This is a genomic window from Novosphingobium sp. BL-A-28-Hi1-0D (assembly GCF_055521755.1).
Genome location: NZ_CM145502.1, coordinates 975561 through 989839 on the forward strand (window position 1 = coordinate 975561; position 14279 = coordinate 989839).

Genomic DNA, 14279 nt, shown 5'->3' on the forward strand with positions numbered 1-14279 from the left:
GGGTTTGCCCCGCAACCGCGTTCATGACTGCGACAGCGCGTGCGCTTTACACGCTCGGGCGGGTCCGCATCAGCCCCTTACGGGAAAAATACGAATGAACCACAAACTGCTTCTCTCCGCCGTTGCGACCCTTGTGTTTGCCGGAACAGCCATGGCCCAGCCGATGGGCGGGCGATGGGATGGTCCGATGGACCAGCGCTTGCGCGGGGAAGATGGCAGGCGGTCTATCGAGCCAGCAAAGAAGTTGGAGGTCGAGGCGTTCCAGTCCGCCGATGCCGCACCACTGCTGGGCAAAGGGCCGATCACCGTGGCCGCAGCCGATGGCACGGAGGCCGAATGGAAACTGCCGGTCTATGAAGCGGCGGTCGTCGATCAGCTGGCCAAGCTGGGATACGACACGGCGGTGAGCGGCGCGGAAGGCGGCCAGATCGCGCAGATCGGCATTCGCCACGAACAAGTCGTGCCCGAAGAGCCCAAGCGCAAGCCGGTTTCGGGCGCGATGGAAGTGGGCGTTTCCAATCGCGGCAACTACACCGCGATGGCGCTCAACATCGACCTGACCAAGGCGAAGAAGGCCATCGTCTCGACCCGGCTCGACGTGCGCATCCGCGACAAGGCGAGCAATCGCGTGCTGTGGGAAGGCCATGCCGAAGCCCAGACGCGCGAGGACGATGACGGGTTGAACAACGGTGCGGTGGCGGCGCGGCTGGCGTCCGCACTCTTTGCCAAGTTTGCCGACGCGCAGGTCGTGCCGGCGAGCTGATTGTGCCAATTGGCATTGCGGCGGACGGCAGAGCGTAGCACGACTGTCGCCATGATGATGGCCATGACAACGGGACGCAAGCCAATGAACCGCCTTTCCGCCGCAATTGCTCTTGGCCTTCTGGCCGCGACCCCGGTCATGGCCAAGCCAGCGCCGATAGACGTGACCCGCTTCCACACGGACCAGACCTTGCCCCGACTGAAAGGCGTGGCGGTGATGGTGGAAGCTGCGCCGGGTGCTGACGCGGCGAGCCTCGAAAATCAGGTGTGGCTGGACGCCGTCCGCAAGGAGCTCATGGCCAGTGGCTTCGGCAGTGCGACACCGGGCGCGGTTGATGTCGTGGCCGAAGTGCGCGTCGACCGCGAAGTGCAGAAGCGCGAGAAGCAGCGCGGGCCGGTGAGCGTGGGCGTCGGCGGATCGACCGGAAGCTATGGCGGCGGCCTGGGGCTGGGCCTCGGCTTCAACCTTGGCGGAGGACCGAAGGAATACGTTGTCACCCGCCTGTCAGTACGCATCCGGGACCGCAAGACCGGCGAGGCTTTGTGGGAAGGCCGCGCCGACAACCGCGAGAACGCCAAGGCCAAGGAAGCCGAACCGGCCGTGGCCGCGCCGCGCCTTGCCCATGCCCTGTTCTCGGGCTTCCCCGGCACGTCGGGTGAGACTATCACCGTTAAATGAATGACATCCGCATCAATGCCGCGTTCGATTCCGGCAATATCGAAGTGCTCTCGGTTTCAGGCGCGAGTGCACGGCTGGCGATCCGCAAGGACCGCGATTCCGAGTTCTTCCAGTGGTTCCATTTCCGCGTTGATGGCGTGGCCGGGCGTGAGCTGGAGCTGAAGATCACCGGGCTTGGCAATTCGGCCTATCCCGGCGGCTGGCCGGGATACCGCGCGGCGTTCTCTGAAGATCGCGAATACTGGGGCCGGACCGATACCCGCTATGATCCGGGCGAGGATGGCGGCACGCTGACAATCTGCCACACGCCGGACGCGGGCACCTGCTGGTTTGCCTATTTTGCGCCCTATTCGATGGAGCGGCATCACGATCTGGTGGCGCAGACAGCGGTGCTGCCGGGCGTGACCCATCGCTGCCTCGGCACCAGCATCGAAGGCCAGCCGATCGACTGCCTGGAGATTGGCGAAGGCCCGAAGCAGGTCTGGCTCTATGCCCGCCAGCATCCCGGCGAATCGATGGCCGAATGGTGGATCGAAGGCGCGCTTGACCTGCTGACCGATCCGGCGGACCCGCATGGCCGCCGCCTGCGCCAGCTCTGCCGCTTCCACGTGGTGCCCAATGCCAATCCGGACGGTTCGTGCCGTGGCCATTTGCGCACCAATGCCGTGGGCGTGAACCTCAACCGCGAATGGCATGAGCCGACGCCGGAACGCTCGCCCGAAGTGCTGGCGATCCGCAATGCCATGGACGAGACCGGCGTGGACTTTGCCATGGACGTCCACGGCGACGAGGCGATCCCGCACGTGTTCCTCGCCGGATTCGAAGGCATCCCTTCGTGGACTGACGAGCTTGGCGCATCCTACGAACGCTACCGCCGCATCCTCGAACGCCGCACCCCCGATTTCCAGACGCGGCGCGGCTATCCCGTCGCTGCCCCGGGCCGCGCCAACCTGACGATGTCCACCAACCAGGTCGCCCACCGCTTCGGCTGCGTGGCGATGACGCTGGAAATGCCGTTCAAGGACAACGACGACCTGCCCTGCAAGGAACAGGGCTGGAGCCCGGAACGCTCGAAGCTGCTGGCGCGGGATTGCCTGGCGTCGCTGCTGGAGTGGCTGGAGGGCTAACCTTTCTCCCCTCCCGCAAGCGGGAGGGGCTTGGGGGTGGGCTTGCGACGACTGCGTCTTTGAATGGCGTGAGGTTAGTTAGAGATATCTCACGCAAAGACGCGAAGATGTTGCGCTTGGAGCGCTGTAGCCTGAGCCGACGAACGTTTCGGCTGAGGGGGAGCTTTGGGCCAAACGCGACCCCCTTTGCGTCTTGGCGTCTTTGCGTGCCAATCCTTCTCGCTGCGCTTCCCCTTTACGCAACGTTAAGAGGTCATGGCGCATGTCCGACAAATGGCCCGCACCATCGCCCTCATCCACGCGCCCCTCGCAGACCTCTCGCTGCAGGACCTTGCGCGCAAGGCGATCGTGCTCGGCTGCGCTGGAGCGTTGATAATGGCGGGCAAGCCGTTTCTGTTTTTCTGAACCGCTGGTCGCTGACACCTTGCACCTCGTCATCCTGAACTTGTTTCAGTATCCATGGTGCCGACCGAACTGCGGCTAGCTTCGGGAGACGGACCCTGAGCCGTAGGCCAGTGAAGCTAAACAAGTTCAGGGTTACGTCCGGTTTTGTGATCCGTTTGGTGGGTGTGAACGACCGCTTATGGGTGGTTTGCTGCCATCGGACTACAGACAGCCCGCTCCCGAAACGATAGCGTTGCTTTCGCTTATCATCCCATCAACAGCGGTCCACGAGACCTCGACTTTCTCTCGGCACGGCAACCCGTCGATGGTCCTGCTCGCTCTGCCTTTACGAATGTCTTCGAACTTGTTGTCATCAAGCCACCGCAAGAGATCAGTCTCCGGTGTCCCCACGCTAAATCTTTGGTTGAAGGCCAAGACTGGTGCGTCCCAACTTGCGTCCCGAAGGAGTGCGGGCCTTTCTTCCGCAAATGCGAAAGCAATGCCGAACATGATGCTTTGCCATGTCAGAGCAACGAGCAATGAGAGCACCACAGCAGCGAGAACGAACCATTTAATGCGAGAGGAACATCTGCGTTTCATACTTTGATTTGGTCTTGGTCAGCTACGACCGCAAGGGCGTCGTGTTCTGACAGGCAGCTTTTGTCGATCGCAGGTGGATAGCGGACTGTGGTGCTCGCCTGGAACCACGACGGGTGCTGCGGCTCATATCAGAGCCTTTACTGCCGCTAAGTGACAGGCTCCGAGAACCGTCGCACACAATCCACCCGTTGCCTCGTGCTAGACACGGGGGTGTCGAGGGGGTTTGGGGTTGGTTGAGGCGGCGAGGGCCTCCGTCCAATGTGCCCCTACAAGAGTTCCAGCACCTTTTCCTTCGGGCGGCACAGGCGCACGCCCTTGTCGGTTTCGACCAGCGGGCGTTCGATCAGCTTGGGTTCGGCGGCCATGGCGGCCAGCACCGTGGCGTCATCGGCTGAGGGCAGGCCGCGTTCCTCGGCGTCGGTGCCGCGCAGGCGCAGGCCCTGTTGCGGGGTGAGGCCGGCATCGCGGTAAAGCTGGGCAAGCTTTTCGGCGGTGGGCGGGGTCTTGAGGTATTCGATCACCGTCACGTCCGCGCCCGCGTCCTGCAGCATCGCCAGCGTGTTGCGCGAAGTGCCGCAATTGGGGTTGTGCCAGATCGTCGCCTTCATCGGTGCCTCCTGCGTGTGCGTTCCTGAGCCTCATAACCCCGCGAACCGGGGCCGCAACATCGCGTTTGCGCGCCCGCTTTGATCTAGGTCAATGTTATTGCGAAAAATTCTCAAAAAACTCCTTGCAACTGCGATTGAGTCGCAATACTCGCCTTCTTGCGAATGATTATCGCAAACAAGTGACTGCCAAGGGGACTACCGTGAACCGTCTTTCCAGCCTGCTGCTCGCCGGAACCATGCTGATGCCGTCCGCTGCCTTCGCCGAGGACGTGATCCCTGCAGACGCCGCGCTGGATGCCGAGAGCGGCAACACGGTTATCGTGGTGACCGGCACCGCCGATGGCTATCGCCCGGTCGATGCCAATGCGGTGAAGACCCCTACCCCGCTGGTCAACGTGCCGCAGACCATCACCGTGCTGACGCGCGAACAGCTTGACGATCAGGGCATCACGCAGCTGGGTGACGCGCTGCGCTATGTTCCGGGCGTGGTCCTTGGCCAGGGCGAAGGCCACCGCGACCAGATCACCCTGCGCGGCCAGAACACGACCGCAGACTTCTACCTCGATGGTCTGCGCGACGACACGCAGTACTACCGCTCGCTCTACAATATCGAGCGCGTCGAAGTGCTGAAGGGCGCAAACGCGCTGCTGTTCGGCCGTGGCGGCGGCGGGGGCGTGATCAACCGCGTCAGCAAGACGCCCGACCTCACCCGCGAGAAGGGCGAGGCCAGCGCCAATGTCGACAGCTTCGGCGCCTTTGCCCTTGCCGCCGACTGGAACCAGCCCCTCAGCGAAACCGTCGGCGCGCGCTTCAACGGCACCTACGAGGAATTCGACAATCACCGCCAGGCCTTCGAAGGCCGCTTCATCGGCGTGAACCCGACGATGGCGTTCCAGCCCGGTGAGAAGACGCGCATCGAGCTTTCCTACAACTACGACGATGACCGCCGCATCACCGATCGCGGCGTGCCATCGCTGAACGGCAAGCCGCTGACCGGCTATGACGATACCTTCTTCGGCCGCACGGATACCAACATCGCCACGGTGAAGGCGCACATCGCGCAGGCGCGGCTCGATCATGAGCTGGCCGATGGCCTGAGCTTCAACGTGCTCGGGCAGTACAGCCATACCGACAAACTCTATGGCAACATCTTCGCAGCCGGTGCAGTGAACACGGTGACCAACACCGTCGCGCTTTCGGGCTATGAGAGCGGCACGCTGCGCGACAGCTGGATCGGGCAGGCCAACCTCGTCTGGACCGGCAAGACCGGCGGCATCGGCCACACCCTGCTCGCGGGCTTCGAAGTGGCCGATCAGGACACGCATTCGACGCGCCGCAACACCGCCAGCGACACGGTGACGCTGGCCGAGCGGCTGGCAATCCCGGCGCTGGCTTATGGCCCGCTCGTCACCAACAGCCGCACCGACGTGCGTACGCTTTCGGCCTATATTCAGGACCAGATCGAGCTCGCCTCGTTCCTGCAACTGGTGGCAGGCGTCCGCTATGACGAGTTTCGCATCACCGGGCGCAACGCGATCAACGGCGTGGGTGCTTCGCGCACCGACCGCAAGTGGTCGCCGCGTTTTGGAGTGATCCTCAAGCCGCAGGAAAACGTCAGCTTCTACGGCAGCTTCACCCGCACCTTCCTGCCGCAATCGGGCGACCAGTTCGGCGCGCTCGATGCCACGCAGGCAACGCTGGCGCCCGAGCAGTTCGAGAACCTCGAGGCGGGCGTGAAGTGGGACGTGAACCCCGGCCTTGCCTTCACTGCTGCGGTCTATCAGCTTGATCGCGAGAACTCGCGCTTCAACAACCCGGTCACAGGCTTCCCCGAGCTTTCCGGCAAGACCCGGACGAAGGGCATCGAGCTTTCGCTGGCAGGTCGCGTGCTCCCACAACTGCAGCTGAGCCTTGGCTACACGCTGCAGGACGGCGAGGTCCGTTCGGCCACCACTGCAGCGCCTGCGGGACGCAAGCTCTCGCAGCTACCGCGCCATCAGGCATCGGCATGGACGCGCTATGACGTGACCGACAAACTGGGCCTGGGCCTCGGGCTGACGCACCAGTCGAAGAGCTTCACGACGATCAGCAATGCGGTGACGCTGCCTGCGTTCACCCGCGTCGATGCGGCGGTGTTCTACGATCTGTCAGACCGGATCTCGGTGCAGCTCAATGTCGAGAACCTGACCGACGTCGACTACTTCCCCGCTGCGCACACCGACAACAACATTTCCACCGGCGAGCCGATCAACGCCCGCCTGACGGTACGCGCAAAGTTCTGAAGACCCCCCGGCGCCCTCTCCTTCCCCAATCCCTCGGGAGGGGGCGCCAACCCCTTTTAACCCGCCCCCGGAGCAACGATCGCAGGCGGCGGGGCTGCACTGATCGTTTCCTCGCCGCGCGTCACGCGGGCGGCGCGCTGGATCGCGCGGGTAAGGCGCGGATAGGTGCCGCAGCGGCAGATGTTGGTGATGGCGCGGGCGATGGCGTCGTCGGTCGGGCTGGCGTTGCTGGTCAGCAGCGCGGCGGCGGCCATGACGATGCCGGGCGTGCAAAAGCCGCACTGGATCGCCTGCTCGGCCACAAGCGCCTGCTGAACGGCATGCGAGCGGTCGCCCGAAAGCCCTTCGATCGTGGTGACGTTGCGGCCCTCGGCCTCGCCCAACGAAAGTGTGCAGCTCGGCATAGCCTGCCCGTCGACGATGACCATGCAGGCCCCGCACTCGCCGGTGCCGCAGCCATATTTGGTGCCGGTGAGGTTCGCCGCATCGCGCAGCGCCCAGAGCAGCGGGGTGTCGTCCTCAAGACGATACTGCACGGGCTGGTTGTTGACGGTAAGGCGGGCCATGGCCGTGGCTTAGCCCGCCGTTGCCGCTTCAATCAATCCCGCCAGCTGCGGTCGATCCGGTCGATCCGGCGGGTCCACGCGGCAAAATCCGCCTCGCCGACACGGCCTCCGGCATTGACCTGCCCCAGATCGCGCTGGTGGACCTTGATCACGTCTTCGGGAACATGGATGGGCGGACGCCCCATCGCAAGCGTCGCCATCTGGATCTCGCAGGCGCGTTGGAGGCTCCACTGCATGATGAACATCTGCGGCAGGGTCTGTGCAAGGACGACCGGGCCGTGGTTCTTGAGCATGAGGATGCGCTTGTCGCCGAGGTTTGCCAGCAGGCGCTCGCCCTCTTCGGCGCGCACCGTCACGCCCTCGAAATCGTGATAGGCGAGCTGGCCGATGAAGTTGCAGGCATAGAAGTTGATCGGCATCAGCCCTTCCTCGAGACTGCACACAGCCATCGTCTCGGTGGTGTGGACGTGCGCGATGGCGTGGGCCCAGGGTAGGTGGCGGTGGAAATAGGCGTGCTGGGTAAAGCCTGCCTGGTTCACCGGATATGGGCTGGAATCGAGCTTGTTGCCGTCGATGTCGATCTTGACGAGATTCGAGGCGGTCACCTCGGAGTAGAGCAGGCCGAAGGGGTTGATCAGGAACGCGCCCTCTTCATCCGGCACCTTCAGGGAGATGTGGTTGTAGATCGATTCCGACCAGCCGAGGTGGTCGTAGATGCGGTAACAGGCGGCGAGTTCCTGTCGAGCCTGCCATTCGGCATCGCTGCATTCAATGTTGGGCCTGATCAGGCTAGCCATGGTGCTCTCTCCGACTATGATCTGGTTGCTATGTGCAACTTGTATCGCATGACCAGCAACGTGCAAGCCATCGCGCAGATGTTCGCGCCGGTGGCGAATGCGCAGGTCAATCTGCCCGCGTTTCATGAAATCTATCCTGATGCCGAGGCGCCGGTGCTGATCGCGCGTGGCCCCGCACGACGGCTGGGCACGATGCGCTGGGGCTGGCCGCCGTTCGGTGAAATCAAGCGCCCGGTGACGAACATCCGCAACCTCGCCTCGCCGATGTGGCGCAATGCGCTGGGGGACCCGAACCGGCGCTGCATCGTGCCCGTCACCGCCTTCTCGGAATGGTCGGCCACGCCCGATCCCGCGACGGGCCGCAAGCGCAAGCACTGGTTCGCGCTGAAGGAGCGGGACCTGTTCGCCTTTGCCGGGCTGTGGCGACCGACCGCCGAGGGCCCGCGCTTTGCTTTCCTGACCTGCGAGGCCAATGCGGTGGTGGGCCGGGTCCATCCCAAGGCGATGCCCGTGATCCTTGGCACGGCAGAAGCCGCGCACCAGTGGCTCACGGCGGAAGGACAGCTCGCCGCCGGAATGCAGGTGCCTTTTGCCGACGACAAGATGATGGAAATCGATGTGGAGGAAAAAGAGGAGGCTCCGCCCCCGCCTCCGCGCAAGCCGGAGCAGCCCAGCCTGTTCTGAACCTACTTGAGATCGTCCTCCCAGCGCCGCAGCACTCGGCGCTCTACCGCGCGGAACAGCGCGTCGAGATCGGCAGGCGCAACGTCGAGCACTTCGTCCCAGTCTTCGAGCACCGCGTCGAGGTCGGCGCGCTCGTAGGTGCCGGCCCAAGTGCCTTTTGGCATCGGCGGAGCCTGCAGCGGAATGTGCGGCCAGGGGTGGCCGGTGACGTTGTTGTAGAGCCAGCCTGCGAAGACCAGCGCGACAAGATTGACCAGCAGTGGCAGGAGCAACCCGGTCCAGTCACCGGCAGGGCTTGTCGCCGCAAGCGCACCGAGGATCGCACAGGCCCCGCCCGGCGGGTGCAGGCAGCGCGCCAGAGTCATCGTCGCGATGGCGAGGCCCACGGAGATGCCTGCTGCGGTGAGCGGATCGCCGATGACATGACCCACGAACAATCCCGTCAGGGCCGCAACCATGCTGCCGCCCAGCACCGACCACGGCTGCGCCAGCGGACTTGCGGGTACGGCAAAGACCAGCACGGCGGACGCTCCCACCGGCGCCACGATCCAAGGCCATTGTGGCGCGGATGGCATCAGCTTGCCGAGCACGGCTGCGAGCGCGACGCCGAACAGCGCCCCCACCGCACCGCGCGCCCAGCCCAGGCGTCCGCCAAAGCGTAGCTGTCCCCATGCGGCGGGGCGCGGCAGCCTGATCATGGGGTGCGGTCTCCTCTCGTCCAAATCAGCGATGCGACGGTGCTTTGCCGCAAGCAAGAAAAAAGGGGCTGGCCCGAAAGCCAACCCCTTGATTCTGTTTTGCCTTGCAGCGAAGGCGCAAAGTGCGCGCTTCGAGAACTGCCAGTAGAAGCCGCGATTAGCGCTTCGAGAACTGGAAGCTCTTGCGGGCCTTGGCCTTGCCGTACTTCTTACGCTCGACGACGCGCGGGTCGCGGGTAAGGAAGCCGGCGGCCTTCACGGCGCTGCGCAGTTCGGGTTCGAACTTCGACAGGGCCTGGGCGATGCCATGCTTGACCGCGCCGGCCTGACCCGAGAGGCCACCACCCTTGACGGTGCAGACGATGTCGTACTGGCCTTCGCGACCGGCGACTTCGAACGGCTGGTTGATCACCAGACGCAGGGTCGGACGGGCGAAGTACACTTCCTGATCGCGGCCGTTGACGGTGACCTTGCCCGAGCCGGGCTTGAGCCACACGCGGGCCACGGCGTCCTTGCGGCGGCCGGTGGCGTACGAACGGCCCTGCGCGTCGACTTCGCGGGCGCGGATCACGGCAGCGGGACCGGTACGGACCGGAGCGACAACTTCACCAGCTTCGGCGGGAGCTGCGGCAACCGGGGCAGCAGCCGTCAGATCCTTGAGATCGGCGAGGCTGGAGACGGTGTTTTCGGTTTCGGCCATGATTATGCACCCACCTTGTTCTTGCGGTTCATCGAGGCGACGTCGAGCGCCACCGGCTGGGTGCCGCCATGCGGGTGCTCGGCACCGGCATAGAGGTGAAGGGCACGCATCTGCGCACGGCCGAGAGGACCGCGCGGGATCATGCGCTCAACCGCCTTTTCAAGCACGCGCTCGGGGAAGCGGCCGCCGAGGACCTTGTCCGCGGTGACTTCCTTGATGCCGCCGGCATAACCGGTGTGCTTGTAGTAGGTCTTGTTCTTCAGCTTGTTGCCGGTGAGACGGACCTTGTCGGCGTTGATCACGACAACGTGATCGCCGCAATCGACGTGCGGGGTGAAGCTCGGCTTGTGCTTGCCGCGCAGATGGTTGGCGATGATGACGGCGAGACGGCCGACCACCAGACCTTCGGCATCGATAAGATGCCACTTCTTTTCCACCTCGGCCGGCTTGATCGACCGGGTGACCTTGCTGAGAGCCTTCATGGCGCTTCGGTTCCCTGGATTTCAGTGCGTCGATCCGGGCGGGAATCCGCTTGCTTCACGACGAAGGAAGCGCGCCTTTGTTGCAAAGCCCCACAAGAGTCAAGCAAACTGCGGGTTTTCGGAGAGGTAAAATAATACCGTTATGAGGCTACAAGCTTGAACTAGTGCAACAGTTGCACTACTATCAATCATGGTCACGATGCACCGCAATGCCCGATGGAAAATCGCGGTCTATGCCCGGGATCACGGCATACCGCATTTTCATATCGAAGGGCCGGACTTTCGGTGCTCGGTTGCGATTGCATCGTTTGACCTGATCGTGGGCACAGTCCCCGCATCTGTATTTGGCGCGGCACTGGAATGGGCGCGGCCCAATCAGGCCTTGCTGATGCAGACATGGCAGGAGTTGAACGGATGAGCAGCATCGACAAGACCCGCACGATCGAACGGGTCCAACCGATTGGCACCGCTACGCTTCACCTTGACTGGTCCGATGGAGCATCTGCCGATATCGATCTTGGCGAAGTGCTGCAGGACCGCGCCTTTGCCTCGCTGCGCGATCCCGAAGAGTTTGCCCGTGTCGAAGTGGGTGACTGGGGGCACAGCCTTTGCTGGCCATCAGGTGCCGAAATGGGCGCAGACATGCTCTGGCTGGAAACGCTGTCAGCCAATGGCCACGAAGACACCCGCGTGTTCCTCGAATGGCGCGTGCGCCATGCTCTGTCGCTGTCAAAGGCGGCAGAAGCCTTGGGCATATCCCGCCGGATGATCGCCTACTACTCCAATGGCGAGAAGAAGGTGCCCAAACCGGTCCTTCTGGCGTGCCGAGGCTGGGAAGTGAGCGAGGGATTGCATCAGGCAGCCTGAACAGGGTCAGGATTTTCTGGCCAGCCCGCCGCAATCCACCTCCAGCCAGCCCAGCGTCGCCTCGCCCGCCGCATCGCAGCGCCAGCCCGAGATCGCAGGCGCATCGTAGGGGTGCAGCGATTCCAGTCGCGCCACGGCGGCGTCCAGCAGATCGGCGCGGGTCTTGAACAGGACGGCGACTTCGCTTCCCTCGCCCCGCTCGCCGTTCCAGCGGTAGAGCGAGCGGACGGCGGGAAGGATATTGGCGCAGGCGATCAGGCGTTCGTCGAGCAGCTGACCAGCGACCGCCTCGGCGCTTTCCGTGTCGCCGAAGGGGCACCAGATCAGCGCGGTACTCATTGCGCGCCTTGTTTCGGGCGTCCAAGGATGTGGGCGCACCACACGGTCGTCGCCACAAGCAGCGCGCCGACCAGCTGGTGCAGCACGCCGAGCCAGAGGGCGACGCCGCTCCAGACGGTGAGAATGCCGAGCAGGACCTGCGTGCCGAACACCGAGTGGAGGACGATCGAGGCCTTGCGGTCCGTCTTGCGAAGGCGGCGGGCCACAAGCACCAGAACGCCGACTACCGCCCATGCCCACCAGCGGTGGATGAAGTGGACGAGGAAGACGTCGGACAGCAGCGCGTGGGCTGCGCCGAGCGCCCAGTCGACGCCATCGGGATAGACCTTGCCCTGCATCAGCGGCCAGGCCTCCCAATTGAACCAGCCGCCGCCTGCCGAAGTGCCCGCCCGCAGGCCAGCTACCAGCGCGCCGTAGAACAGCTGGAGCACCAGCATGACGAGGGCCAGAAGGCCGAGGCCACGGAGCTTCGAACGGCCCTCGGTCTTGCCCAGCGCGATCAGGTCGAGCGCGGTCCAGACGAGGCCCGCGAGCGTGGCCAGCGCCACCAGCAAGTGCGTGGCGAGGCGGAAGTGGCTGACCTTCACGTCGTTGACGATGCCGGACTTGACCATCCACCAGCCGACCGCCCCCTGAAGAGCGCCCAATGCCAGCAATGCGAGCAGGCGGGGCTTGTAACCTTGCGGGATGCGGCCCTTGATCCAGAACCATGCGAGCGGCGCTGCGAAGACGAGGCCGATGGTGCGGGCGAGCAGGCGGTGGACCCACTCCCAGAAGAAGATGAACTTGTAGGTGGAGAGCGTCATGCCCGCCGGGCCGTTGACCAGCTGGTACTGCGGCGTGGCGCGATAGGCGTCGAATTCAGTCTGCCATTGCGCATCGGTGATCGGCGGCAGCGTGCCGCTGACCGGCTTCCATTCGGTGATCGAGACGCCCGATTCGGTGAGACGGGTGATGCCGCCTACCACGACGATGGCAAGGACCATGAAGGCGACGATGAACAGCCAGCGCGAAAGGGCGGTGGCATCGTTTCGCAGCTTGGGCGTGACGCTGAGGCTCATGCGGCTGCCCCTGCTCCTGCCCTCGCCAATTCGCAAGAGGCATTGTGGGACAGGCGAATGGCGGATCTTCCAAATGAATCTGCAGCGCGCCCTTGCCGGATGATACAGTATAACATATATACCTTGGCGATGAGTGATGCCCTGCTTGCCTTGCGTGCCCGGCTCGACCGGATCGGCGTGCTCCTTTCGGGGCTGTGCCTGATTCACTGTGTCGCCGGCATTTTCCTTGTCGGCATGCTGGGCCTTGGCGGCGGCGTGCTGCTGAACCCCGACATTCATCGCTGGGGCCTCGCTTTCGCGCTGGTAATCGGCGCGGCGACCATCGGCATTGGCGCGCTGCGGCATGGGCGGTTCCTGCCACTGGCCATTGGCGGCACCGGCCTTGCCCTGATGGGCGGCGCGGTGGCTGTGGGCCATGGCGATGCCGAAGTGGTGCTGACGGTATGCGGCGTGCTGCTGGTGGCAACCGCGCACATCATCAACATGCGGCATTCTCACTAAGGCCGTACTTGCACCCTTCCCGCGCGCCGCTAAAGCGGGCCGCATGACTGCACTGCTATCCCTTACCGTCAACGGCGAACCCCGCCGCGCCGCGCCCGGATCGGTTGCCGATCTCGTGCGCAGCCTCGAACTGGAGCCGACCAAGGTCGCGGTCGAGCGCAATGGCGAGATCGTGCCCCGCTCCACGCTGGCCGATGTGGCGATTGCCGAGGGGGACGTGCTGGAGATCGTGTATTTCGTAGGTGGAGGACAGAGCGACGTGACGGATTCAAAGGATACCTGGACCGTTGCGGGCCGCACCTTCACCTCGCGCCTGATCGTGGGCACGGGGAAGTACAAGGACTTCGAACAGAACGCTGCGGCGGTCGAGGCTTCGGGCGCGGAGATCGTCACCGTGGCGGTGCGCCGGGTCAACGTGTCGGACCCCAAGGCGCCGATGCTGACCGACTATATCGACCCCAAGAAGATCACCTACCTGCCCAACACCGCAGGCTGCTTCGATGCCGAAAGCGCGATCCGCACGCTGCGTCTGGCGCGCGAGGCGGGTGGCTGGGACCTGGTGAAGCTCGAAGTGCTGGGCGAAGCGCGCACGCTCTATCCCAACATGATCGAGACGATCCGCGCGACCGAAGTGCTGGCCAAGGAAGGCTTCCTGCCGATGGTCTACTGCGTCGACGATCCGATTGCCGCCAAGCAGCTGGAAGATGCAGGCGCGGTGGCAGTGATGCCGCTGGGCGCGCCGATCGGCTCAGGCCTTGGCATCCAGAATCAGGTGACGGTGCGGCTGATCGTCGAAGGCGCCAAGGTGCCGGTGCTGGTCGATGCGGGCGTTGGCACCGCATCGGAAGCGGCCGTGGCGATGGAGCTGGGCTGCGACGGGGTGCTTATGAACACGGCCATCGCCGAAGCCAGGGACCCGATCCGCATGGCCCGCGCGATGAAGCTTGCCGTACAGGCCGGGCGCGACGCCTACCTTGCCGGGCGGATGCAGCGCCGCAGGTATGCCGATCCGTCGAGCCCGCTTGCGGGGTTGATCTGAGGCAGGCGTTGCGCGGGGTGCCCACCCCGCTGCGACGAACTTCACTGCGTTCAGTAAGTCTCGCGACCCTCCCGCCTGCGGGAGGGTGCAAACGCCACCTTCT

Annotated in this window: 18 protein-coding genes; 10 read left to right on the forward strand and 8 right to left on the reverse strand. The window is 64.3% G+C overall.

The features are described from left to right. Positions 1-94 precede the first annotated feature (94 nt). The 4 genes from ACZ1JW_RS04930 to ACZ1JW_RS04945 all read left to right on the forward strand — a co-directional run bounded on the left by ACZ1JW_RS04930 (position 95) and on the right by ACZ1JW_RS04945 (position 2973). Complete coding sequence (locus tag ACZ1JW_RS04930) at positions 95-763, forward strand: DUF4136 domain-containing protein (RefSeq protein WP_465142165.1); 669 nt, start codon at positions 95-97, stop codon at positions 761-763. Between the two features lie 84 nt (positions 764-847). After that, positions 848-1441 carry a DUF4136 domain-containing protein gene (locus ACZ1JW_RS04935; protein ID WP_465142166.1) on the forward strand — a complete coding sequence of 198 codons (594 nt, stop codon included), beginning with the start codon at positions 848-850 and terminating at the stop codon, positions 1439-1441. Then, the gene (locus ACZ1JW_RS04940; RefSeq protein ID WP_465142167.1) at positions 1438-2568 is read left to right on the forward strand and encodes a M14 family metallopeptidase; all 1131 of its coding nucleotides are present in this window, start codon (positions 1438-1440) and stop codon (positions 2566-2568) included. Before ACZ1JW_RS04935 ends, ACZ1JW_RS04940 begins: the two co-directional genes overlap by 4 nt. Positions 2569-2841: 273 nt before the next feature. Next, on the forward strand, positions 2842-2973 hold the full coding sequence (locus ACZ1JW_RS04945; protein WP_465142168.1) for a hypothetical protein: 132 nt from the start codon (positions 2842-2844) through the stop codon (positions 2971-2973). Between the two features lie 845 nt (positions 2974-3818). On the opposite strand, the gene arsC is transcribed toward ACZ1JW_RS04945, so the two are convergent. Next, positions 3819-4160, reverse strand: a complete 342-nt coding sequence (gene arsC / locus ACZ1JW_RS04950; RefSeq protein ID WP_465142169.1) for an arsenate reductase (glutaredoxin) — start codon at positions 4158-4160, stop codon at positions 3819-3821. A gap of 200 nt (positions 4161-4360) precedes the next feature. Between arsC and ACZ1JW_RS04955 the strand changes: the two genes are divergently transcribed. After that, positions 4361-6442 (forward strand): TonB-dependent receptor, encoded by a 2082-nt coding sequence (locus ACZ1JW_RS04955; protein WP_465142170.1) that lies wholly within the window; start codon positions 4361-4363, stop codon positions 6440-6442. Between the two features lie 56 nt (positions 6443-6498). Here the strand turns inward: ACZ1JW_RS04955 and ACZ1JW_RS04960 are convergent, their stop codons facing one another. Then, the gene (locus ACZ1JW_RS04960) at positions 6499-7008 is read right to left on the reverse strand and encodes a (2Fe-2S)-binding protein (RefSeq protein WP_465142171.1); all 510 of its coding nucleotides are present in this window, start codon (positions 7006-7008) and stop codon (positions 6499-6501) included. 32 nt (positions 7009-7040) lie between these two features. Continuing rightward, positions 7041-7805: a class II aldolase/adducin family protein gene (locus ACZ1JW_RS04965; RefSeq protein WP_465142172.1), complete on the reverse strand. Its 765-nt coding sequence runs from the start codon at positions 7803-7805 to the stop codon at positions 7041-7043. Positions 7806-7853: 48 nt separating this feature from the next. Here ACZ1JW_RS04965 and ACZ1JW_RS04970 point away from each other — a divergent pair, with 48 nt between their 5' ends. Further along, entirely contained in the window at positions 7854-8489 is a 636-nt protein-coding gene (locus ACZ1JW_RS04970; protein WP_465142173.1) for an SOS response-associated peptidase, read from the forward strand. Between the two features lie 2 nt (positions 8490-8491). On the opposite strand, the gene ACZ1JW_RS04975 is transcribed toward ACZ1JW_RS04970, so the two are convergent. The 3 genes from ACZ1JW_RS04975 to rplM all read right to left on the reverse strand — a co-directional run bounded on the left by ACZ1JW_RS04975 (position 8492) and on the right by rplM (position 10369). Further along, a complete protein-coding gene (locus tag ACZ1JW_RS04975; RefSeq protein WP_465142174.1) occupies positions 8492-9187 on the reverse strand; it encodes an HPP family protein in 696 nt (231 codons plus the stop codon). A gap of 157 nt (positions 9188-9344) precedes the next feature. Then, on the reverse strand, positions 9345-9887 hold the full coding sequence (gene rpsI / locus ACZ1JW_RS04980; protein WP_465124578.1) for a 30S ribosomal protein S9: 543 nt from the start codon (positions 9885-9887) through the stop codon (positions 9345-9347). 2 nt (positions 9888-9889) lie between these two features. Further along, positions 9890-10369, reverse strand: coding sequence for a 50S ribosomal protein L13 (gene rplM / locus ACZ1JW_RS04985; protein ID WP_011446923.1), 480 nt, complete (start codon positions 10367-10369; stop codon positions 9890-9892). Positions 10370-10559: 190 nt separating this feature from the next. Here rplM and ACZ1JW_RS04990 point away from each other — a divergent pair, with 190 nt between their 5' ends. Together ACZ1JW_RS04990 and ACZ1JW_RS04995 are read left to right on the forward strand one after the other, a co-directional pair. After that, positions 10560-10787: a DUF4160 domain-containing protein gene (locus ACZ1JW_RS04990; RefSeq protein WP_465142175.1), complete on the forward strand. Its 228-nt coding sequence runs from the start codon at positions 10560-10562 to the stop codon at positions 10785-10787. After that, on the forward strand, positions 10784-11236 hold the full coding sequence (locus ACZ1JW_RS04995) for a DUF2442 domain-containing protein (RefSeq protein WP_465142176.1): 453 nt from the start codon (positions 10784-10786) through the stop codon (positions 11234-11236). The genes ACZ1JW_RS04990 and ACZ1JW_RS04995 overlap by 4 nt, the downstream gene beginning before the upstream one ends. A 6-nt stretch (positions 11237-11242) precedes the next feature. Here the strand turns inward: ACZ1JW_RS04995 and cutA are convergent, their stop codons facing one another. After that, positions 11243-11575 (reverse strand): divalent-cation tolerance protein CutA, encoded by a 333-nt coding sequence (cutA, locus tag ACZ1JW_RS05000; RefSeq protein ID WP_465142177.1) that lies wholly within the window; start codon positions 11573-11575, stop codon positions 11243-11245. Then, a complete protein-coding gene (locus tag ACZ1JW_RS05005) occupies positions 11572-12636 on the reverse strand; it encodes a COX15/CtaA family protein (protein WP_465142178.1) in 1065 nt (354 codons plus the stop codon). The genes cutA and ACZ1JW_RS05005 overlap by 4 nt, the downstream gene beginning before the upstream one ends. A gap of 129 nt (positions 12637-12765) precedes the next feature. Between ACZ1JW_RS05005 and ACZ1JW_RS05010 the strand changes: the two genes are divergently transcribed. Then, positions 12766-13137, forward strand: coding sequence for a MerC domain-containing protein (locus tag ACZ1JW_RS05010; RefSeq protein ID WP_465142179.1), 372 nt, complete (start codon positions 12766-12768; stop codon positions 13135-13137). A gap of 43 nt (positions 13138-13180) precedes the next feature. Next, positions 13181-14176, forward strand: coding sequence for a sulfur carrier protein ThiS (gene thiS / locus ACZ1JW_RS05015; protein WP_465142180.1), 996 nt, complete (start codon positions 13181-13183; stop codon positions 14174-14176). Positions 14177-14279: the final 103 nt, after the last annotated feature.

Coding starts and splice junctions, on each gene's coding strand:
- ACZ1JW_RS04930 (WP_465142165.1), top strand. CDS start 95: ATGAACCACAAACTGCTTCTCTCCGCCGTTGCGACCCTTGTGTTTGCC.
- ACZ1JW_RS04935 (WP_465142166.1), top strand. CDS start 848: ATGAACCGCCTTTCCGCCGCAATTGCTCTTGGCCTTCTGGCCGCGACC.
- ACZ1JW_RS04940 (WP_465142167.1), top strand. CDS start 1,438: ATGAATGACATCCGCATCAATGCCGCGTTCGATTCCGGCAATATCGAA.
- ACZ1JW_RS04945 (WP_465142168.1), top strand. CDS start 2,842: ATGGCCCGCACCATCGCCCTCATCCACGCGCCCCTCGCAGACCTCTCG.
- arsC (WP_465142169.1), bottom strand. CDS start 4,160: ATGAAGGCGACGATCTGGCACAACCCCAATTGCGGCACTTCGCGCAAC.
- ACZ1JW_RS04960 (WP_465142171.1), bottom strand. CDS start 7,008: ATGGCCCGCCTTACCGTCAACAACCAGCCCGTGCAGTATCGTCTTGAG.
- ACZ1JW_RS04965 (WP_465142172.1), bottom strand. CDS start 7,805: ATGGCTAGCCTGATCAGGCCCAACATTGAATGCAGCGATGCCGAATGG.
- ACZ1JW_RS04970 (WP_465142173.1), top strand. CDS start 7,854: ATGACCAGCAACGTGCAAGCCATCGCGCAGATGTTCGCGCCGGTGGCG.
- ACZ1JW_RS04975 (WP_465142174.1), bottom strand. CDS start 9,187: ATGATCAGGCTGCCGCGCCCCGCCGCATGGGGACAGCTACGCTTTGGC.
- rpsI (WP_465124578.1), bottom strand. CDS start 9,887: ATGGCCGAAACCGAAAACACCGTCTCCAGCCTCGCCGATCTCAAGGAT.
- rplM (WP_011446923.1), bottom strand. CDS start 10,369: ATGAAGGCTCTCAGCAAGGTCACCCGGTCGATCAAGCCGGCCGAGGTG.
- ACZ1JW_RS04990 (WP_465142175.1), top strand. CDS start 10,560: ATGGTCACGATGCACCGCAATGCCCGATGGAAAATCGCGGTCTATGCC.
- ACZ1JW_RS04995 (WP_465142176.1), top strand. CDS start 10,784: ATGAGCAGCATCGACAAGACCCGCACGATCGAACGGGTCCAACCGATT.
- cutA (WP_465142177.1), bottom strand. CDS start 11,575: ATGAGTACCGCGCTGATCTGGTGCCCCTTCGGCGACACGGAAAGCGCC.
- ACZ1JW_RS05005 (WP_465142178.1), bottom strand. CDS start 12,636: ATGAGCCTCAGCGTCACGCCCAAGCTGCGAAACGATGCCACCGCCCTT.
- ACZ1JW_RS05010 (WP_465142179.1), top strand. CDS start 12,766: ATGAGTGATGCCCTGCTTGCCTTGCGTGCCCGGCTCGACCGGATCGGC.
- thiS (WP_465142180.1), top strand. CDS start 13,181: ATGACTGCACTGCTATCCCTTACCGTCAACGGCGAACCCCGCCGCGCC.